This window comes from Aggregatibacter actinomycetemcomitans, from assembly GCF_023518055.1.
Lineage (GTDB): Bacteria > Pseudomonadota > Gammaproteobacteria > Enterobacterales > Pasteurellaceae > Aggregatibacter > Aggregatibacter actinomycetemcomitans.
Genome location: NZ_CP085096.1, coordinates 1,663,042 through 1,683,602, shown reverse-complemented (window position 1 = coordinate 1,683,602; position 20,561 = coordinate 1,663,042). Strand labels below are relative to the sequence as shown.

11 protein-coding genes, 5 tRNA genes and 3 rRNA genes are annotated in these 20,561 nt (G+C 46.6%); 11 read left to right on the top strand and 8 right to left on the bottom strand.

Annotated features, from left to right (window positions below; translation table 11 throughout):
* From LIN98_RS08370 to erpA, 6 genes are all read right to left on the bottom strand, one after another.
* Positions 1 to 1,431 carry a Fe-S-containing protein gene (locus LIN98_RS08370; protein WP_005566576.1) on the bottom strand — a complete coding sequence of 477 codons (1,431 nt, stop codon included), beginning with the start codon at positions 1,429 to 1,431 and terminating at the stop codon, positions 1 to 3.
* Between the two features lie 138 nt (positions 1,432 to 1,569).
* On the bottom strand, positions 1,570 to 2,091 hold the full coding sequence (locus tag LIN98_RS08365; RefSeq protein ID WP_005538703.1) for an iron transporter: 522 nt from the start codon (positions 2,089 to 2,091) through the stop codon (positions 1,570 to 1,572).
* A 42-nt stretch (positions 2,092 to 2,133) separates the two neighbouring features.
* Complete coding sequence (locus LIN98_RS08360; RefSeq protein ID WP_005566577.1) at positions 2,134 to 4,041, bottom strand: FTR1 family iron permease; 1,908 nt, start codon at positions 4,039 to 4,041, stop codon at positions 2,134 to 2,136.
* Positions 4,042 to 4,339: 298 nt separating this feature from the next.
* Positions 4,340 to 6,733 (bottom strand): penicillin-binding protein 1B, encoded by a 2,394-nt coding sequence (gene mrcB, locus LIN98_RS08355; protein ID WP_005566579.1) that lies wholly within the window; start codon positions 6,731 to 6,733, stop codon positions 4,340 to 4,342.
* A gap of 45 nt (positions 6,734 to 6,778) precedes the next feature.
* Positions 6,779 to 6,994: a YacL family protein gene (locus LIN98_RS08350; protein ID WP_005566581.1), complete on the bottom strand. Its 216-nt coding sequence runs from the start codon at positions 6,992 to 6,994 to the stop codon at positions 6,779 to 6,781.
* Between the two features lies 1 nt (position 6,995).
* Positions 6,996 to 7,337 carry an iron-sulfur cluster insertion protein ErpA gene (gene erpA, locus LIN98_RS08345; protein ID WP_005538694.1) on the bottom strand — a complete coding sequence of 114 codons (342 nt, stop codon included), beginning with the start codon at positions 7,335 to 7,337 and terminating at the stop codon, positions 6,996 to 6,998.
* A 133-nt stretch (positions 7,338 to 7,470) separates the two neighbouring features.
* Between erpA and map the strand changes: the two genes are divergently transcribed.
* Entirely contained in the window at positions 7,471 to 8,271 is an 801-nt protein-coding gene (map, locus tag LIN98_RS08340) for a type I methionyl aminopeptidase (RefSeq protein WP_005571341.1), read from the top strand.
* A 65-nt stretch (positions 8,272 to 8,336) separates the two neighbouring features.
* The gene (gene glnD / locus LIN98_RS08335; protein WP_061869897.1) at positions 8,337 to 10,928 is read left to right on the top strand and encodes a bifunctional uridylyltransferase/uridylyl-removing protein GlnD; all 2,592 of its coding nucleotides are present in this window, start codon (positions 8,337 to 8,339) and stop codon (positions 10,926 to 10,928) included.
* Between the two features lie 75 nt (positions 10,929 to 11,003).
* Here the strand turns inward: glnD and hemL are convergent, their stop codons facing one another.
* Positions 11,004 to 12,287 carry a glutamate-1-semialdehyde 2,1-aminomutase gene (gene hemL / locus LIN98_RS08330; protein ID WP_005547170.1) on the bottom strand — a complete coding sequence of 428 codons (1,284 nt, stop codon included), beginning with the start codon at positions 12,285 to 12,287 and terminating at the stop codon, positions 11,004 to 11,006.
* Positions 12,288 to 12,415: 128 nt separating this feature from the next.
* On the opposite strand from hemL, the gene wecA reads away from it, so the two are divergent.
* The 9 genes from wecA (at position 12,416) to rrf (ending at position 19,625) form a co-directional block, all read left to right on the top strand.
* The gene (gene wecA / locus LIN98_RS08325) at positions 12,416 to 13,489 is read left to right on the top strand and encodes a UDP-N-acetylglucosamine--undecaprenyl-phosphate N-acetylglucosaminephosphotransferase (protein ID WP_005547173.1); all 1,074 of its coding nucleotides are present in this window, start codon (positions 12,416 to 12,418) and stop codon (positions 13,487 to 13,489) included.
* Between the two features lie 165 nt (positions 13,490 to 13,654).
* Positions 13,655 to 13,731: transfer RNA gene (locus LIN98_RS08320), tRNA-Arg, on the top strand.
* A 31-nt stretch (positions 13,732 to 13,762) separates the two neighbouring features.
* Positions 13,763 to 13,838: transfer RNA gene (locus LIN98_RS08315), tRNA-His, on the top strand.
* Positions 13,839 to 13,840: 2 nt separating this feature from the next.
* Positions 13,841 to 13,917 (top strand) — tRNA-Pro (locus tag LIN98_RS08310).
* Between the two features lie 184 nt (positions 13,918 to 14,101).
* A 16S ribosomal RNA gene (locus LIN98_RS08305) occupies positions 14,102 to 15,641 on the top strand.
* An 83-nt stretch (positions 15,642 to 15,724) separates the two neighbouring features.
* Positions 15,725 to 15,801 (top strand) — tRNA-Ile (locus LIN98_RS08300).
* 49 nt (positions 15,802 to 15,850) lie between these two features.
* Positions 15,851 to 15,926, top strand: a tRNA-Ala gene (locus tag LIN98_RS08295).
* Between the two features lie 279 nt (positions 15,927 to 16,205).
* A 23S ribosomal RNA gene (locus LIN98_RS08290) occupies positions 16,206 to 19,228 on the top strand.
* A gap of 281 nt (positions 19,229 to 19,509) precedes the next feature.
* Positions 19,510 to 19,625, top strand: a 5S ribosomal RNA gene (rrf, locus tag LIN98_RS08285).
* The 16S, 23S and 5S rRNA genes sit together here with 5 tRNA genes alongside, the layout of an rRNA operon.
* 114 nt (positions 19,626 to 19,739) lie before the next feature.
* On the opposite strand, the gene LIN98_RS08280 is transcribed toward rrf, so the two are convergent.
* Entirely contained in the window at positions 19,740 to 20,558 is an 819-nt protein-coding gene (locus LIN98_RS08280; RefSeq protein WP_005545405.1) for a peptide ABC transporter ATP-binding protein, read from the bottom strand.
* Positions 20,559 to 20,561 lie beyond the last annotated feature (3 nt).

Sequence of the window (20,561 nt, the reverse complement as noted above, 5' to 3'; positions counted from 1 at the left end):
TTATTTTTCCTCTTTCATTATTGAATCCGTGGTGGAATCCGCAGCGGTTTTGTTGAGATACACTTCCGGATTATCGCGGAACAGATTCAGGTTCTTTTCATCGCTGAAGAAGTAGGTTTTGCCGTCATAGCTGTATTTGTGTTCCGTTTTGGTGTTGGTGAGTTTTTTGCCGTTGACGGGATCCACGACTTCAATTTCAATCACCGTGGTGAAATAATTCAAACCTTCTTCCAAGCTTTTCTTGCTGATGATGACTTCCGTTTCTGTTTGCTTCCAATCATCAATCGGCACCGGATTGCAGCCGCCCGGTTTGCCGATGGACGGCGTAAATAAACGCACGCCGCAACCCACGCACACCACTTGGTTGCCTTCCATCACATAACCTTGGTCGCCGCATAAAATGCAGGCATCGAATACGACGGCGAGGCTGAGCTTTTCGGCAAGGCGATTGATGATAAAGAAACGCACCGCTTTGCCGTCGTCGGCAATCCAAAGGAAACGGTGTAATTTGCCGTCTTTCACCTGTTCGATGGGAATGCGCACGTTGTTTTCTGCGTCTAAGGTGATTCGTTGTGCTTCCGAAAGTTGCGGCGGCTGGGAGGCGATTTTGTCCCAATAGAGTTGCGATGCCAAAATGATTGCCACAGCCGTTAAACCGTAACCGATGATTTTGGCGGAAGTACGTTTGGCGGCAATGGCTTTGCGTTTTGCGATAGGTTGTTGTTCGATATTGACCTGACGAATGCGAGGCAAGTGTGTTTTAACGGCAAAAATAAGCACGATAAACGCCAGTACGGTGGCGTTGATGTAATTCAAATAAGCGGAAATATTGCCCGATTTCGCCACAAAACTTAACCGCACTTTGGTCAGTTCCAGCACTTGCAATTTCATTAATATGAGCAGTACGTCGCCGATGAGCGGAGTAATCAATAGCAGGGTGAAAATTGTGGTTAATAGGACGGAAAGTGCGGTTGTTTTTTCCGGTGTTTTTTGTTGTTGAAATAAAATATACAGCCAGCCGGCGACGATCAGGCAGAAAATAAAACCGAGAATGATGGCGCTGAGGTGGAGTAAAAATTCCGTGTTAATCACGTTGGTGTCGGTGATGGCGGCGATATTCGGATCTTTCGCCCATAAATACCCGGCAAGCACGGACAGCATAATATGCCAAAAGCCGTTAAGTTTTTGCCAATGAATAAATTGAAAGCAATACGCAAACAATAAAATACAGAGTGCGACAAGGGCGACGGCGAGTTTTGCACTTTGTGTCGCGGGTAAATTTAACGTAATAAGGCTGCCGATAATAAAACCGAAAAGCGAAAGCCAAATGAGTTTCTTGAAATTGGTTTGTGGGTAACGCACCCAGCTGCAACCGAGCAGCAGAGAAATCGGGAGTAGGGTTTGAATGAGAAAAACAAAGAAATAGTTCATAGCTTACTCCGAGTATTTGAATCAATAATTTTGCTTATTTTTATGGATGGGTTAATTATGCCCTCAAATAAACAAAAACACCTTGATATGCCTCAAGGTGTTTTTATTGATTTTTGTTTTTATTAACACCTGAACGGGTTATTTCAAACCGGTGAATTTAAATTCATAGTTCACGTCGAACGGTTTCCACCAACGACCGACGCCGGTTTCTTCATCGGTGTGACGGTGCATACCGGCTTTTGGCGGCGGGTCGATATGGTAAGTTAATTTATAGTTACCCACGCCCATCATTTTGATGTTTGCGCCGTAGTGCGGGCCATCGCTGGCAACCATCGGCATGAATGTTCCTTCTTGTTTTTCACCGGTATCGGCGTTCACTAAAGTATACTGAATGGTTAAATACGGCATCCATTCGCCTTCACCGAAACCGTTTTTGTTGCCTTTGGTGGCGTGAATATCGGCTTCTAAGTGAATGTCGGATTTGGCAGCCGGCAAGCCCATGCCACGCGGTTCCATGTCAACCGGTTGCAAATACACGGCGGCGATTTCCATTTCGTTCATGGTGACAGGTTCGCCGATTGGGTATTCTTTAAAACCTAAAGCGGCAGGCGCGGTGATCATACCTGCTAAAAGTGCGGTAGCGATTAACGTTTTTTTCATACTTAGTTTCTCCTTAACTGAATAAGTATTTGTCGTTTGAAATCAAATAGATTTTTTGCTTTGGTACTTCATATAAATTAACGCAAAAACAGCGGCGACCAACAGCACAACCTGCGGAACCAATGTTTCTACATAAGGATAAATACCCAACCACGGGATTTCTGTCATGCCGGAAATGAGGGTCGGCTCAAATAATTTGCCTTCAATCAGCTCCAGCACGCTTTTACCGGCGAACACGAACGCCATTAAATACATAAAGGAACCGGTGAACATAAAGAACGGTTTAAGCGGCAATTTCACCACGGTGTAGCGCATAATGAAATAGCACACGGCGAGGATAATCACACCGAGGAAGAAGCCGCCGAAAAGATAGAAATAATCCACCGCACTTTTGGCGTCGCCGGCAAGGGCGTAGTAAAACAGCACGGTTTCCGCACCTTCACGATAAACCGCCAGGAAGCTGGTGAGCCATAAGCCTACTAAAGAACCTGTGGTCAACGCGGTGGACAGTTTGCCTTCTAAATATCGTTTCCAGTTTTGTGCTTCCACTTTGGATAATAACCAGTAGCTCATCATGAACAGCATTACCACGGCGATGATCATGGTGAAGCCTTCCAGCAATTCGCGGCTGGCGCCGGAATTAGAGAAAATCATCTGGAAGATGGCGGCGGTGATGACGCTACCGAGTAATGCCACATACACGGACTGGCGAATAACGGGCAGTTTGTCCTGATGGTCGTTTTTCACTAAATACGCCACGATCGCGGCAACAATCAGCAAGGCTTCCAAGCCTTCACGTACAATAATTAACAGGCTGTATAAGAACATACTCCAGGCGGTTTGTTCTCCGCCCTGTAACATGTCTACCGCTTTGCTTAAATCCTGACTTAACCCTGTGGCTTGTTCCTGTAACTTTTCTTTCTCCGCACCGGCTTTCATTAAGCTCACCAAACGGGTGAAATAGCCTTCCAGTTGCGCTTTAAAGTTGCTGTTGCGGGAACCGATTTTGTTTTCCATACCGGTGTTTTCAAAAATATCAAAATAGGTATCCTGCACCGTTAACATGGCTTTTTTCGCTTCGCCTTGCTCATACAGTTTAATGGCTTGCTGAATTCCTGCATTCACCTGCACGCTGATTTGCGCCCAGTCTTTGTCCGACGTGGTATCGGCGACGGTTTGATTGGCAGGTTGTTCAATTTGATCGTCACGGGTGGTCGGCAAGTCCGGAAGTTGTTCTTCAATGTCTTGCAGCAAGGTCGTGATTTGATAGCCGAAATTGCTAATTTGATCAGGCACTTCGCTGAGTTTGATGAGATCGTAAAATTGTTGATTGAAGTTGGCGGAAATGGCGGCGGAACGATTTTGCCGAATAGACATTTCCATTTCGGAATTTTTGTACCCCTCATACTGCGCTTGTTGCACCAGTTTTTTCGCCGTGGCGTAATCTTGGGCTTCATAAGCGGTAATTGCTTGGGCTAATAGATCGTCAATGGTTTTAAAACTTTTTTGCCAGTGGGCGGCGATGGTTTGGTTTTCATACACGCCATGTTGACCGGAGGCGTTGAGTTGATGACCTTCTTTTAAAGAGGGAAGCACTTCCTGAAGCTCGGCTTTCAGCCCGTCGATTTTGGCTTTTACCTGATCTTGCGGCAATCCGTCACGAATCATTTTGCGAATTTCACCGAAAGTGGCTTCCATTTGATAGCTTTTTTGTGCGGAGAAGTTAATGCGAATCGGACCTTCCAGATTTTCAAACACCTCAAAATACGCCATTTGCACTTCCGTTTGAGCATCATCGGTTTTGTTCTCGGCGTAAAGTGCGGAGGTTTTATCCAGCCGATTTTCAATATCCTGCACCCATGCTTGATAGTTATCTTCCGCATGAGTAAACGCCGAGAATAAAATAAACAGACTGAAAAGAATACATTGATACCAACGGGAAAGACGCATATCCCATCTCCTTATCGTAAAACTATTCCTGCTTGATGTAATTGATAATAATTATCCTCTAATAAATTCAGAGTGCAAGGGAAAATCAACCTCCTTTTCATTGAAATGTGATCCATGTAGCATTTGTTACAAATTTGAAGTCAGAGGTTTACATTTTTGTAACATTTTGTTGCAGGGGAATTTGATGAGAGGGAGAAAAAGTGCGGTTGTTTTTAAAGGTGTTTTGTGGGGAGGATCTTGTGCCCACCCGCTCAACCCATCGATATTCGGGTAGGCATAGGAGCTCTCACTTTTCAAATTAATTTGACGGCTTTGCTTCTTCCACCGGTACCGATTTGTCTTCTTTTAGCACATCCCACACGCTTTCCGGTTTGGTTGCGGTGTTGGCGTTGGTTTGGGTTGGGGCGTTGGTGATGATGTTGGCGGTTTGGGTCAACACGGCTTGTTGGCAGAAGGATTGATTTCTGTCAGCCCAAACGGGGATGGTGCGTGAACTGGCGCAATCCCAGCCGCCGTAGGAATTGATGCCGACCCATTTGATGTCTTGCGGTTTATGCAGTTTTAACGGACGGATAGCAGAACGTTGTAAATAATCTTTATAAACCTGTAATGCGCCGCTGGCACCGGTGAGTTTGGTTTCTCCGTTGTCATCGCGCCCCAGCCAAACGGTGGTGACGTTTTCGCCATCGATCCCCACGAACCAGGTATCACGCGCATTATTTGTAGTGCCGGTTTTGCCCGCCAAATGTAAGTGGGCGAAGTCTTTTTGTAGGCTACGTGCCGTGCCGCGATCTACCACTTGCTGCAGAGCAAATAAGGTTTGGAAAGCGGCTTCTTGCGGCACCACTTGCTGTGGTGCGAATTCTCGCTCATAAATCACATTGCCTTGTCTATCCACCACACTGTTGATGGTGTTCAATGGTACGCTGGCACCTTCGTTGGCAATGGTTTGATAGAGTTTAGTCACACCATAAGGCGAAATGGAATAAGAACCGAGCAGGGTTGACGGCACTTTCGGAATGGCGACTTTATCCCAGCCCATGGCTTGTTGCACAGAAATCACCTTCGTCAAACCGAGCTTCATGCCGATGTTCACCGTCGGGATATTCAAGGAGCGTACCAGGGCGTCCATCAACATCACCGAACCGCTGTATTTGCGATCGTAATTGCGCGGTTGCCACGGTGGACTGCCTTTGATGTTAATGGTAATCGGTTGATTGTTGATCGGCGTATTCAGGCGGAACTGATCCGGGTACATAAGTGCGGTCAAATAAATGGATGGTTTTACTAAAGAACCGATTTGCCGCTTCGCCGTCAAAGCGCGGTTGAAGCCGGCAAATTGAGTTTGTAAGCCGCCCACGATGGCGCGCACTTCGCCGGTTTGATAATCGGCAACCACCATGGCGGATTCCAAGTGCGGATTTTTATGTTTCGTCTGTAAATCGGATACGGCGTTAATCACCGCCTGTTCGGCGTAATTCTGTTGTTTCACGTCTAAGGTGGAGAAAATCCGTGCGCCCAATAAATTCGCGGCTTTGCCTTCGCCGAGGTGATGGCGTAATTCCGTTTGCAGGGTTTGAATAAATGCCGGATATTTACGGCTGATTTTCCCTTTTTCCTGTACGCCGAGTGGGCGTTGGCTCAATAATTGATAAAGTTCTTCACCGATAACTTTGTGTTCCAGCATCAAATGCAACACCACGTTTCGACGTTCGAGCGCGTTTTTCGGGTTGCGCCATGGATTATACAGCGACGGACCTTTTACCATGCCCACCAACAACGCAATTTGATCCAGGCTGATTTCCCGCACGGAACGCCCGAAATAAAACTGACTGGCTAATTCAAAACCATGGATTTGGTTGTCGCCGTTTTGTCCGAGGTAAATTTCGTTTAAGTAGGTTTCCAGAATGCGGTTTTTGTCGTAACGCCAGTCCAGAATCAACGCCATTAAGGCTTCGTTAATTTTGCGGCTGAGGGTACGTTCGTTACTTAGGAACAGATTTTTGACCAGTTGTTGGGTGAGGGTGCTGCCGCCTTGCACCGTTTGCCCCGCCTGAATATTGGTGATCATGGCGCGTAAAATGCCGAGCGGGCTGATGCCGTCATGTTCAAAGAAACGGCGATCTTCGGTAAGTAATAAGGCGTCGATGAGTAGGCGAGGATACTGTTGCAAGGAAATGGCAAGGCGTTCTTCTTTGTCTGATTGTAAAATGGCGATGAGTTTCGGCGCCATGCGGAATTCGTCGATGGTTTTAACGTTAATCAGATCTTCAATCATCGCCAATTTTTCCTGTTGGAAACGCAGGCGGAAAACCCGTTGCGCTTCCGGTGTACCGGGAAACGGGAAGCCGCGACGCAGTAACACGATGGTATTGTCTTCAATTTTGAAATCGCCCGGCGCGGCAATCATGGTGGTTTGGCGATATTCGTTATCCAGTAAAATTTGTTTGATTTGCTCAAAACTCGGTTCGTCGCTGACCCGAATGTTTTCAATGCGACTATACACTTCCGCCGGCAAACGCCAAATTTGCCCGTCCATTTTGCTGCGGATTTGCCAATCCAGATAGGCAGAATAGCAAAACAGCATGCACAAGGCGGTAAATGCCGTTTTTAACATCAGGATTTTCCAAGATCTTTTCGGCTTTGTCGGTTGCTGTTCGGTGGAGGAGTTGTGATCTTGTGTCTTTGCCATGTGCGTTACCGTTCGGGCTGAGTTGTAATTAAGGGCGGATGAAAGCTAAGTAAGGGTGCAGAAAACGGGCGAAATTTTCAATGCTGCAAAAGGCAATGATTGTGGCGTTACAATAAAACCTATCTCTTCTAATTCCGTTTGTGATCGATTTAACTGTGGATCCGACCGCACTTCAATGTTAAACCGATTAGCGAAAACGCTATATTCCATGGAACGCTTGGTGATGATATTGCCTTGATAGGCGGTGAATTGAAAATCCATGTCAGATACTGAAGGAAGAACCGCAACCGCAAGTGGAGGTGGCGTTTGGGTTGTTTACGACAAAACGTGAACCTTCCAAACCTTCGGTGTAATCAACGGTGCCGCCGATTAAATATTGTAAGCTCATTGGATCAATGACTAATTGTACGCCCGAATTTTCCACGGTGAGGTCACCGTCGTTGACTTTTTCGTCGAAGGTGAAACCGTATTGGAACCCGCTGCAACCGCCACCGGTGATGTATACGCGCAATTTAAGTGCCGGATTTTCTTCTTCGGTAATTAAGGTCTTAACTTTTTGCGCAGCTGCGTCGGTAAAAGTTAACGGAACTGATATCTCTGTCATTGTAATTCCCCACGATTTAGTCGAGGCTGTATTATCCATTAACCCACTATTCCATTCAAGAATTTATCAAGGATTTTTCAATAGGTAAGTGCTATAATTCTACGTACGAATTTTTAACAGGGAGATGAATATAATGATTCCATTAAGAACGGAAGCTGAAATTGTTAAATTGCGGAAAGCATGTAAATTGGCATCTGATATTTTGGTGATGATTGAGCCTTATGTTAAAGAAGGCGTAACAACCGGTGAATTGGATCGTATCTGCCATGATTATATGGTGAATGAACAAAAAGCGATTCCGGCATGCTTGAATTATCATGGTTTTCCAAAATCCATTTGTACCTCTATTAATGAGGTGGTTTGTCATGGTATTCCGAATGATGATAAACGATTGAAATACGGCGATATTATAAATATTGACGTCACGGTCATCAAAGATGGTTATTACGGCGATAACTCTAAAATGTATATTGTGGGTGAAACCAATTTACGTAGTAAAAAATTGGTGGAAGCGGCACAAGAAGCGCTTTACGTGGGCTTGCGTACGGTAAAACCGGGGATTCGTCTCAATGAAATCGGTCGCGCGGTGCAAAAATATACGGAATCGCAAACCTTCAGTGTGGTACGCGAATATTGCGGGCATGGCGTGGGCACGGAATTCCACTGCGAACCGCAAGTGTTACATTATTACGCGGACGACGGCGGCGTGATTTTAAAACCGGGCATGGTGTTTACCATCGAGCCGATGATTAACGCCGGTAAAAAAGAAGTGCGTTTAATGGGCGACGGTTGGACGGTGAAAACCAAAGATCGTAGCCATTCCGCCCAATTCGAGCATCAACTGGTGGTCATCGAAAATGGTTGTGAAGTCATGACCATTCGTGATGAAGAAATTGCCGAAGGGCGTATTCAGCGTTTTATGGTGAATGTTTAATTGACTGAAATCCGTTGTGTTTTTCATGGCGGATTTTTTCTATTTCTGCTTTTTTATCACGACCTATGCTTTTTCCTTACGATACGCAAACCGACATCAGCCCAAGTGCGGTCAAAATTCAAAAAGAAAATTTAAAGCAGTTTGAACTGGCGAATTTCGATGACATAGCCGTGGATCAATTCATCGCCAACCGCACCGCGTTTTACGATCAATTACTCGCCCGTTTGTGGCGACATTTTCAATTCGCCGACGATTCTACGTTGAGCCTTATTGCGGTGGGCGGCTACGGGCGGGAGGAAATGTTTCCCCTTTCCGATTTGGATATTTTAATTTTAACCGAACAACCCGCGACACCTGCGCTACAGGAAAATCTGGGGCAATTTGTGCAGTTTTTATGGGATTGCGGTTTTAATGTGGGACACAGTATTCGTACTCTTGAAGAATGTAAAACGGAGGGGCTGGCGGACATTACCATCGCCACCAATTTGCTGGAAGTGCGCTATTTATGCGGCAACCGTAATGTGTTTAAAGCGCTGGTGAATTTGGTGCAACAATCGGATTTTTGGTCGAAAACGGATTTCTGTCAGGCAAAAATTCAGGAGAAAATCGAACGTTATCAACGTTATAACAACACCTCATACAATCTTGAGCCGGACATCAAATACAGTCCGGGCGGGTTGCGCGATTTGCATTTGTTGTATTGGATCGCGTTGCGCCATAACGGGGCTAAAAATTTACAGGAAATTTTACAGGCGGGGTTTATTCATCCGGCAGAACACGCCTTGTTACTAAAAAGCCAGCAATTTCTGTTTAAAGTGCGGTACGCTTTGCACTTAATTTTAAAGCGTTATGACAACCGCCTGTTGTTTGATCGCCAACTGAAAGTCAGCGAATTGTTGGGTTTCCAGGGGGAAGGCAATCAAGGCGTGGAAGCCATGATGAAGCGCTTTTTTCAGGCGTTGCATTCCATTTCGTTACTAAGCGAATTGTTGGTAAAACATTATCAGGAACATTTTTTAACCCGTCATGCAGTGGTGAGCGAGCAAATACTCGATGACAATTTCAGCCTGATCAATCAATCCATTTGCTTACGTAATCATCAATGCTTTGAGCAGCAGCCGGAAAGCATTCTTGACCTTTTTTATCATTTAACCCAATATCCGCAGGCGGAAATTCATTCCTTTGTCTTGCGCGAGCTTTATTTGGCGCTGGAGCAACGGCAGGGCTATTTGTGTGATTTGCCAGCGGCGCGGGAAAAATTCGTGCGCCTGTTTAATCAGCCGAATGCGATTAAACGTGCTTTTTTCCCTATGCACCAATACGGCGTGCTTACCGCCTATTTACCGCAATGGGGCAACGTCGTCGGTTTAATGCAGTTTGATTTATTTCATTGTTACACCGTGGACGAGCATATTCTGCGCGTGATGTTAAAACTGGAAAGTTTTTTAGAGGGCGCTTCGGCACAAAGCCATCCCATTTGCCATCAAATATTCAGCCGAATTTCCGACCGCACTTTGTTGTATATTGCCGCTTTATTTCACGACATCGCCAAAGGGCGCGGCGGTTCTCATGAATTATTGGGTGCGGTGGATGTGCGCGAATTTGCCGTTCGGCACGGTTTTGATCAACGGGAAACGGAAACCATGGTGTGGCTGGTGGAGCAGCATTTGCTTATGTCGGTCACGGCGCAACGGCGGGATATTCATGATCCGGAAATTGTACTGAATTTCGCCGAACTGGTGCGTAATCAGGTGCGTTTGGATTATTTAACCTGCCTGACCGTCGCCGATATTGTGGCGACCAATGAAACTTTGTGGAATAGCTGGAAGCGTTCTTTGCTGGCGACTTTGTACGATTACGCCACCCAACAATTCGCCCAAGGGCTGGAAAGTATCTTGGATAATCAAGCGAAAGCGAAAGGACACCGCCGATTAGCACTGCAGGAAATACGTGAAAAAACCACCGCACTTTCCGACAAACACATCGAAAAATTGTGGCAGCGTTTTCCGATAGATTATTTCTTGCGCAATTCGCCACAACAAATTGGTTGGCATACCCGTTCGCTTGCCGAATTTGAAGGGGAATTGTTGGTGAAAGTCAGTAACCGGTTTTCTGCCGGCGGCACGGAAATTTTCATTTATACCAAAGACCGACCGAACCTGTTTCACAAAGTGGTAAGTACTATCGGCGCGAAAAAACTCAGTATCCATGATGCGCAAATTATCACCGCCAAAGACGGCTATGTGTTGGACAGTTTTATTGTGACGGAATTAGACGGTTCCGTGCTGCCTTTTGATCGCCGCCGAATGTTGGAAGATGCGCTCACGGAAAGTTTAACTTCCGATGCGGTTAACAAACAGCGTCTGCGTGAAAATCATCAATTGGCACATTTTCATGTCAAAACCGAAGTGCGTTTTTTGAATCTCGAAAAAACCGATCAAACGGAAATGGAACTGTTCGCCTTAGATCAGGCGGGCTTGCTGGCAGATGTCAGCGCGGTATTCTGCGAACTGGAACTAAATTTGCTTAACGCCAAAATCACCACAATTGGTGAAAAAGCAGAAGACTTTTTTATTCTGACGAATAAGGTGGACAAAGCATTAAACGAAGAAGAAAGGGCGAGGTTATTGAATCGTTTATTGCAGATTTTGAGTTAGTGGTTTTACACAACAAAAAGTGCGGTGGATTTGAAAAACGTTTTTAAAACACACCGTACTTTTTGTGATTTCAGATTAAGCCAATTCGACAAAGGCAATATCTGCCGCCGCTAAAGTGCGGTCAATATCCTCATCGGAATGGGCGAGGGACATAAAGCCCGCTTCAAATGCCGATGGTGCCAGGTAAACGCCGAGATCCAACATTTTGTGGAAGAAGCGTTTAAATTTTTCCGTGTCGCACGCCATCACGTCCTGATAACAGGTAACAGCTTTTTTCTCGGTAAAGAAGATGCCAAACATCCCGCCGACATAATTGACCGCAAACGGCACTTGATGTTTGGCCGCCAGTTGTTGTAAGCCTTGCGCCAGTTTTTTCGTTTGTCGGGCGAGTTTTTGTTCGTTGCCGGCGCGTTTTAATTCCGTTAAACAAGCGATACCCGCCGCCATGGCAATGGGGTTGCCGGATAAGGTACCCGCCTGATAAACAGGACCGGTTGGCGCAATGTGTTGCATGATCTCTTTTTTACCGCCGAACGCCCCCACCGGCATACCGCCGCCGATGACTTTGCCCAAACAGGTTAAATCCGGCGCGACATTATAGTAGCTTTGTGCACCATCAAGCGCCACGCGGAAGCCGGTCATCACTTCGTCAATAATAAAAACCGCGCCGTATTGATCGCAGAGTTTGCGCAAACCTTGCAGAAAATCATTTTTCGGTGGCACGCAGTTCATATTACCGGCAACCGGTTCGACGATCACGCAGGCGATGTCATCAGGGTATTGTTCAAATGCTTGTTGGACGGAATCAAGATCGTTGTAGGTGCAGGTGAGGGTGTGTTTGGCGAAATCCGCCGGCACGCCCGGTGAGTTGGGTTGCCCCAGCGTTAATGCGCCGGAACCGGCTTTTACCAGCAGTGAATCTGCATGACCGTGATAGCAACCTTCAAATTTAATGATTTTGTCGCGCTTGGTGTAGCCGCGCGCCAAACGAATGGCGGACATGGTGGCTTCGGTGCCGGAGCTGACCATTCTGACCATTTCAATAGACGGAACCAGGCTGCACACCAATTCGGCAAGCTCGATTTCCAACGGCGTCGGTGCACCGAAACTGAGCCCGTTTTGTGCAGTTTTGATGACGGCGTTTAAGATGGACGGGTGGTTGTGTCCTAAAATCATCGGCCCCCATGAACCGACGTAATCGATATATTGTTTGCCTTCCGTATCGTAAATGTATGCGCCTTCAGCCTTCTCAATAAAGACCGGTGTTCCGCCGACGCTGTTAAAGGCGCGAACGGGAGAGTTCACCCCGCCGGGAATTACTTGTTGGGCGCGGGAAAAAAGTGCGGTTGAATTTATCATCGTTTTTTATCCTTACGTTCAAAAAATGTGTGACATTGTACTGAAAAAATAGGAGGTTAGTAAAAATATTTATGTAGCCTTTTGCCTTTGTGATATGCTTTGCGCACTTTATTTTTACGGGAAGACCTATGTTACTGACGTTAATTTTTACATTTTGGGGAGCATTTTTAACTTTACTCGTGATGCGTCCCGCTGCAATTCGATTCGGCTTGGTGGATAAACCTAACTACCGTAAACGCCATCAGGGCGCGGTTCCGTTAATCGGTGGAATTTCATTGTTTATGGGTAACCTTTGTTTTTACCTGATGCAATGGGATCAAACCCGTTTACCTTACCTTTATTTATTCAGTATTTTGGTGTTGTTATTAATGGGGATCATTGATGACCGCTATGACATTAGTCCTTTTCTGCGCGCCGGTATTCAGGCATTTTTAGCCATTCTGATGATTGATATGGGGAATGTTTACCTCGATCATCTGGGGCAAATTCTTGGTCCGTTTCAGTTAACGTTAGGATCTATCGGTTTAATTATTACTGTGTTGGCGACCATTGGGATCATTAACGCATTTAATATGATTGACGGAATTGACGGTTTGCTCGGCGGCTTGTCTTGTGTCTCTTTTGCGGCGATTGGTATTTTGATGTACCGCGACGGACAAATGGATTTGGCGTATTGGAGTTTTGGTTTAATCATTGCGATTCTTCCTTATTTATTGATGAATCTGGGGATTCCGCTGGGACCAAAATTTAAAGTATTTATGGGGGATGCGGGCAGTACGTTAATCGGCTTTACGATTATTTGGATTCTTTTACTAAGCACACAAGGCAAAGGGCATCCGATGAATCCGGTGACCGCCCTTTGGGTGATTGCGATTCCGTTGGTAGATATGGTGGCAATTATTTATCGTCGTTTACGCAAAGGCAAAAGCCCGTTCCGTCCGGATCGATTGCACGTACATCATTTAATGGTGCGCGCCGGTTTAACTTCCCGCCAGGCGTTTTTATTAATTACCTTTGTGGCGGCGTTATGTGCCGGGTTCGGTATTTTGGGTGAGATCTACTATATTAATGAATGGGTGATGTTTATTGCTTTCATTATTCTGTTCTTCTTATATTCTTACTCTATTACACGGGCGTGGAAAATTACCCGCTGGATACGTCGCATGAAGCGCCGTGCTGCAAGACGTTCTAAAATTAAATAGAAATTAATATTTTCATTAAAAAGTTAAAATTAAATAAAAAATAATCAGATAATTTATAAATTATATTCACTTTGAATAAAAAATAGCTGCTAATAAAAATTTATAAAAAAAGACTAGACAAGCACTTTTGAAACTTTTAATATACGCCCCGCAACGACGCTTCCAGCGCTCGTAGCTCAGTTGGATAGAGCGTTGGCCTCCGGAGCCAAAGGTCGCAGGTTCAAATCCTGTCGAGCGCGCCAAAGGTCATGCAAATTCAGCTAATTCAATATGGTGGCTATAGCTCAGTTGGTAGAGCCCCGGATTGTGATTCCGGTTGTCGTGGGTTCAAGTCCCATTAGCCACCCCAATCGGCGAGTAGCGCAGCTTGGTAGCGCAACTGGTTTGGGACCAGTGGGTCGTAGGTTCAAATCCTATCTCGCCGACCAATTCTAATTCTGGGTTTTCTCAGAATTTTTTGTTCTTTAACAATCAATCATACAAACTGTGTGGGCACTTATAGATTCGTTTTAAATAATTTTAAGATTGAACTTAATAGGTGCCGGAAGATTCGTTTATTTATATTATTTATAATAGATTAATTAAGTCAGCTATTGAGGGATTAAGCTTTTTGAATTGAAGAGTTTGATCATGGCTCAGATTGAACGCTGGCGGCAGGCTTAACACATGCAAGTCGGACGGTAGCAGGAGAAAGCTTGCTTTCTTGCTGACGAGTGGCGGACGGGTGAGTAATGCTTGGGAATCTGTCTTATGGAGGGGGATAACGACGGGAAACTGTCGCTAATACCGCGTAGAGTCGGGAGACGAAAGTGCGGGACTTTATGGCCGCATGCCATGAGATGAGCCCAAGTGTGATTAGGTAGTTGGTGGGGTAAAGGCCTACCAAGCCGACGATCGCTAGCTGGTCTGAGAGGATGGCCAGCCACACCGGGACTGAGACACGGCCCGGACTCCTACGGGAGGCAGCAGTGGGGAATATTGCGCAATGGGGGCAACCCTGACGCAGCCATGCCGCGTGAATGAAGAAGGCCTTCGGGTTGTAAAGTTCTTTCGGTATTGAGGAAGGTTGGTGTGTTAATAGCATGCCAAATTGACGTTAAATACAGAAGAAGCACCGGCTAACTCCGTGCCAGCAGCCGCGGTAATACGGGGGGTGCGAGCGTTAATCGGAATAACTGGGCGTAAAGGGCACGTAGGCGGACCTTTAAGTGAGGTGTGAAATCCCCGGGCTTAACCTGGGAATTGCATTTCATACTGGGGGTCTGGAGTACTTTAGGGAGGGGTAGAATTCCACGTGTAGCGGTGAAATGCGTAGAGATGTGGAGGAATACCGAAGGCGAAGGCAGCCCCTTGGGGATGTACTGACGCTGATGTGCGAAAGCGTGGGGAGCAAACAGGATTAGATACCCTGGTAGTCCACGCTGTAAACGGTGTCGATTTGGGGATTGGGGTTTAGCCCTGGTGCCCGAAGCTAACGTGATAAATCGACCGCCTGGGGAGTACGGCCGCAAGGTTAAAACTCAAATGAATTGACGGGGGCCCGCACAAGCGGTGGAGCATGTGGTTTAATTCGATGCAACGCGAAGAACCTTACCTACTCTTGACATCCGAAGAAGAACTCAGAGATGGGTTTGTGCCTTAGGGAGCTTTGAGACAGGTGCTGCATGGCTGTCGTCAGCTCGTGTTGTGAAATGTTGGGTTAAGTCCCGCAACGAGCGCAACCCTTATCCTTTGTTGCCAGCGACGTGGTCGGGAACTCAAAGGAGACTGCCGGTGATAAACCGGAGGAAGGTGGGGATGACGTCAAGTCATCATGGCCCTTACGAGTAGGGCTACACACGTGCTACAATGGCGTATACAGAGGGTAACCAACCAGCGATGGGGAGTGAATCTCAGAAAGTGCGTCTAAGTTCGGATTGGAGTCTGCAACTCGACTCCATGAAGTCGGAATCGCTAGTAATCGCGAATCAGAATGTTGCGGTGAATACGTTCCCGGGCCTTGTACACACCGCCCGTCACACCATGGGAGTGGGTTGTACCAGAAGTGGATAGCTGAACCGAGAGGGTGGCGTTTACCACGGTATGATTCATGACTGGGGTGAAGTCGTAACAAGGTAACCGTAGGGGAACCTGCGGTTGGATCACCTCCTTACGTACGAACGACTTTAAGTGTTCACACAGTTTGTTTGATGGTTGTAGGCAATGGAAGAACGACATCGAAGACAAAATCCTGTTGGGTCTGTAGCTCAGGTGGTTAGAGCGCACCCCTGATAAGGGTGAGGTCGGTGGTTCAAGTCCACTCAGACCCACCACTTATACATCAAGAGCACTGAGTATGAGTGAAAGCCAAAGGATATGATTGGGGATATAGCTCAGCTGGGAGAGCGCCTGCCTTGCACGCAGGAGGTCAGCGGTTCGATCCCGCTTATCTCCACCAACATCGTCATAGTTAAGTTTATTTAAGGTATCTTTTAATTTCGATGAATGAATTTAACTATGATGATAGTGAGTCTATAGACTTACATTATTCTTATCTGTTCTTTAAAAATCCGGAAACAAGCTGAAAACGAGACTTTCAAGGAAGTCTGAGCGAGTGATTGAGAAAAGGCGATTACTCGACTTTAATTTAAAACTGTTATTAATCGCAGCGCGGGTATGCCACTTATGGTGAATATACTAATATCCTATGAGAGGGCAAGAATACTTGAGGTTGTATGGTTAAGAGACAAAGCGTACAAGGTGGATGCCTTGGCAATCAGAGGCGAAGAAGGACGTGCTAATCTGCGAAAAGCTCGGATGAGTCGATAAGAGGCGTTTAATCCGAGATATCCGAATGGGGAAACCCAGTGGGTGAAGAACCCACTATCATTACCTGAATCCATAGGGTAATGAGGCGAACCGGGAGAACTGAAACATCTAAGTACCCCGAGGAAAAGAAATCAACCGAGATTTTGTGAGTAGCGGCGAGCGAAAGCGAAAGAGCCTGTTAGTGATAGCGACAGAGACAGAGGAATGTGCTGGGAAGCACAGCGAGACAGGGTGATAGCCCCGTACTCGAAGTCTGGGTCGTGGTACTAAGCTAACGAGAAGTAGGGCGGGACACGTGATATCCTGTTTGAAGAAGGGGGGCCCATCCTCCAAGGCTAAATACTCCTGATTGACCGATAGTGAAGCAGTACTGTGAAGGAAAGGCGAAAAGAACCGGGGTGACCGGAGTGAAATAGAACCTGAAACCTTGTACGTACAAGCAGTGGGAGCCCGAAAGGGTGACTGCGTACCTTTTGTATAATGGGTCAGCGAGTTATATTTTGTAGCGAGGTTAACCGGATAGGGGAGCCGAAGGGAAACCGAGTCTTAACTGGGCGCTTAGTTGCAAGGTATAGACCCGAAACCCGGTGATCTAGCCATGGGCAGGTTGAAGGTTGGGTAACACTAACTGGAGGACCGAACCGACTAATGTTGAAAAATTAGCGGATGACTTGTGGCTGGGGGTGAAAGGCCAATCAAACCGGGAGATAGCTGGTTCTCCCCGAAATCTATTTAGGTAGAGCCTTGAGCGGACACCTTTGGGGGTAGAGCACTGTTTCGGCTAGGGGGCCATCCCGGCTTACCAACCCGATGCAAACTACGAATACCGAAGAGTGATACTCAGGAGACACACGGCGGGTGCTAACGTCCGTCGTGGAGAGGGAAACAACCCAGACCGCCAGCTAAGGTCCCAAAGTACTAATTAAGTGGGAAACGAAGTGGGAAGGCTTAGACAGCTAGGATGTTGGCTTAGAAGCAGCCATCATTTAAAGAAAGCGTAATAGCTCACTAGTCGAGTCGGCCTGCGCGGAAGATATAACGGGGCTAAAATTAGTCACCGAAGCTGCGGCATCAGGCGTATCACTAATACGCCTTACGATTAACAACTTGCGAAACGAAGAGAAGCAAGTTGGTCAAGCGCCAAACACGTTGAGACGGAAGTCATGACGGGAAGTGCGGTTGGGAATTGAGGAATATTAGTGATACGCCTGTTGGGTAGGGGAGCGTTGTGTAAGCGGAAGAAGGTGTATTGAGAAGTATGCTGGACGTATCACAAGTGCGAATGCTGACATAAGTAACGATAAAACGGGTGAAAAACCCGTTCGCCGGAAGACCAAGGGTTCCTGTCCAACGTTAATCGGGGCAGGGTGAGTCGGCCCCTAAGGCGAGGCTGAAAAGCGTAGTCGATGGGAAACGGGTTAATATTCCCGTACTTGGTAAAGCTGCGATGTGGGGACGGAGCAGGTTAGGTTAGCGTACTGTTGGATATGTACGTTTAAGTTGGTAGGTGGGGAGCTTAGGCAAATCCGGGCTCCTGTTAACACTGAGAGATGATGACGAGACTCTACGGAGTTGAAGTAACCGATACCACACTTCCAGGAAAAGCCACTAAGCGAAAGGCTTTACTAAACCGTACTGAAAACCGACACAGGTGGTCAGGTAGAGAATACTCAGGCGCTTGAGAGAACTCGGGTGAAGGAACTAGGCAAAATAGCACCGTAACTTCGGGAGAAGGTGCGCCGGCGTAGATTGTAAGGGCTTGCCCCTGAAGGTTGAACCGGTCGAAGATACCAGCTGGCTGCAACTGTTTACTAAAAACACAGCACTCTGCAAACACGAAAGTGGAGGTATAGGGTGTGATGCCTGCCCGGTGCTGGAAGGTTAATTGATGGTGTAATCGAAAGAGAAGCTCCTGATCGAAGCCCCAGTAAACGGCGGCCGTAACTATAACGGTCCTAAGGTAGCGAAATTCCTTGTCGGGTAAGTTCCGACCTGCACGAATGGCATAATGATGGCCAGGCTGTCTCCACCCGAGACTCAGTGAAATTGAAATCGCCGTGAAGATGCGGTGTACCCGCGGCTAGACGGAAAGACCCCGTGAACCTTTACTATAGCTTGACACTGAACATTGAATTTTGATGTGTAGGATAGGTGGGAGACTATGAAGTAGTGACGCCAGTCATTATGGAGTCGACGTTGAAATACCACCCTTTAACGTTTGATGTTCTAACGAGACATCGATTACAGGTGTTCGGACAGTGTCTGGTGGGTAGTTTGACTGGGGCGGTCTCCTCCCAAAGCGTAACGGAGGAGCACGAAGGTTTGCTAATCACGGTCGGACATCGTGAGGTTAGTGCAATGGTATAAGCAAGCTTAACTGCGAGACGGACAGGTCGGGCAGGTACGAAAGTAGGTCATAGTGATCCGGTGGTTCTGCATGGAAGGGCCATCGCTCAACGGATAAAAGGTACTCCGGGGATAACAGGCTGATACCGCCCAAGAGTTCATATCGACGGCGGTGTTTGGCACCTCGATGTCGGCTCATCACATCCTGGGGCTGAAGTAGGTCCCAAGGGTATGGCTGTTCGCCATTTAAAGTGGTACGCGAGCTGGGTTTAGAACGTCGTGAGACAGTTCGGTCCCTATCTGCCGTGGGCGTAGGAGAATTGGTTGGGGCTGCTCCTAGTACGAGAGGACCGGAGTGGACGCACCGCTGGTGTTCCGGTTGTGTCGCCAGACGCATAGCCGGGTAGCTAAGTGCGGGAGAGATAAGTGCTGAAAGCATCTAAGCACGAAACTTGCCAAGAGATGAGTTCTCCCAGACTTTAGGTCTGTAAGGGTTGTTAAAGACTATGACGTAGATAGGCGTGGTGTGTAAGCGTAGTGATATGTTGAGCTAACACGTACTAATTGCCCGAGGGGCTTAGCCATACAACGCTCAAGTGTTTTTGCGGGGGGCAGGAGCGCAGGGGATGTATTGATAAGAATAACGGTATTAGATTAAATTAAAGAGAAAGATAAAGAGAAAGAGAAGAAAAAGGATTGTAGCTCAGGAGAGGGAGTTGAGGGAAGGAAGTTGGTTTGAGGCTTGTTTTTGGAGAGGACGCGTATAGCGTGCAGGAAAGGAAGTAAGAAGGGAAAGAACGAGAGAAGCGAAGAGCGGAATAAGAAAGCGAAAGCGCGGAAAGGAGAGAGGATAGTCATCAAAGAATATTGGCGGCGATAGTGCGGTGGTACCACCTGAAACCATACCGAACTCAGAAGTGAAAGGCCGTAATGCCGATGGTAGTGTGGGGCATCCCCATGTGAGAGTAGGTCACCGCCAAGCCTGATAGGGAGCCCTGATGTGAGAGCATCGGGGCTTTTTGTTTTAGTGGAATAAATGGGATTGGAATTTGGGGTCAGGAAGGGGATTTTGATTTTAAAAAAACACTGAAATTTTTTACCGCACTTTATTGGCTAAATCTTCATTTTTCCAAGATGAATTATCCAGAATTTTACCAAAATGGCTTTCAATGAGGCGTTTGGTTACATCGGTTTTAGGCGCAGTAAATAAGGAATGCGTGTCGCCATATTCAATCATTTTCCCGTCTTCCATCACGAGAATCGTATCGGCAATATGTTTGATGATGCCGAGATTTTGTCCGACATAAATATAGGCAAGTTTGAGTTTTTTCTGTAATTCCAACACGAGATTAGTCAGTTGTGTTTTTACCGTGGCATCTAATGAACCAAGTGCATCATCAATAATAACGACCTCCGGATTTAAAATCAGTGCGCGGGCTAGGGCGATACGTTGCTTTTGGCTGACGGAAAGCGTATTGATTTTTATATTAGTGTGATCCGGGTGCATTCCTACGAGTTTTAAAATATCAAAAATTTTCTGATTGCGTTGCTGCTCATCAAATTTTGTCGTGAGAAGTAGGGGGGCATCCAGCACTTGACCAACATTTAGACGCGGATTAAAGGCGGTATTCGGATCTTGGAATACCATGCGAATATGCTTGGCACGATAATGATAATCGCCGAATACTAGGGGATTGTCTTTAAACAAGATGTTTCCTGATGTGGGTTTTGTGATACCTACAATCATTTTTGCTAGGGTTGATTTTCCTGAACCGTTTCTTCCGATAATTGCCAGGGTGTTACCTGCTTCAAGACTAAAGCTGATTTGTTCCACAGCGTGAAAATAGCCGGAGCTAAAGAGGCCGAGGCTACCCTTAAAGGATTTTGTTAAATCTTCCACTTGTAATAACGGCATTTC

Excerpts from the sequence above, each read along its gene's own strand:
- LIN98_RS08370 (WP_005566576.1), bottom strand. The coding sequence starts at position 1,431 with ATGAACTATTTCTTTGTTTTTCTCATTCAAACCCTACTCCCGATTTCT.
- LIN98_RS08365 (WP_005538703.1), bottom strand. The coding sequence starts at position 2,091 with ATGAAAAAAACGTTAATCGCTACCGCACTTTTAGCAGGTATGATCACC.
- LIN98_RS08360 (WP_005566577.1), bottom strand. The coding sequence starts at position 4,041 with ATGCGTCTTTCCCGTTGGTATCAATGTATTCTTTTCAGTCTGTTTATT.
- mrcB (WP_005566579.1), bottom strand. The coding sequence starts at position 6,733 with ATGGCAAAGACACAAGATCACAACTCCTCCACCGAACAGCAACCGACA.
- LIN98_RS08350 (WP_005566581.1), bottom strand. The coding sequence starts at position 6,994 with ATGGATTTTCAATTCACCGCCTATCAAGGCAATATCATCACCAAGCGT.
- erpA (WP_005538694.1), bottom strand. The coding sequence starts at position 7,337 with ATGACAGAGATATCAGTTCCGTTAACTTTTACCGACGCAGCTGCGCAA.
- map (WP_005571341.1), top strand. The coding sequence starts at position 7,471 with ATGATTCCATTAAGAACGGAAGCTGAAATTGTTAAATTGCGGAAAGCA.
- glnD (WP_061869897.1), top strand. The coding sequence starts at position 8,337 with ATGCTTTTTCCTTACGATACGCAAACCGACATCAGCCCAAGTGCGGTC.
- hemL (WP_005547170.1), bottom strand. The coding sequence starts at position 12,287 with ATGATAAATTCAACCGCACTTTTTTCCCGCGCCCAACAAGTAATTCCC.
- wecA (WP_005547173.1), top strand. The coding sequence starts at position 12,416 with ATGTTACTGACGTTAATTTTTACATTTTGGGGAGCATTTTTAACTTTA.
- LIN98_RS08280 (WP_005545405.1), bottom strand. The coding sequence starts at position 20,558 with ATGCCGTTATTACAAGTGGAAGATTTAACAAAATCCTTTAAGGGTAGC.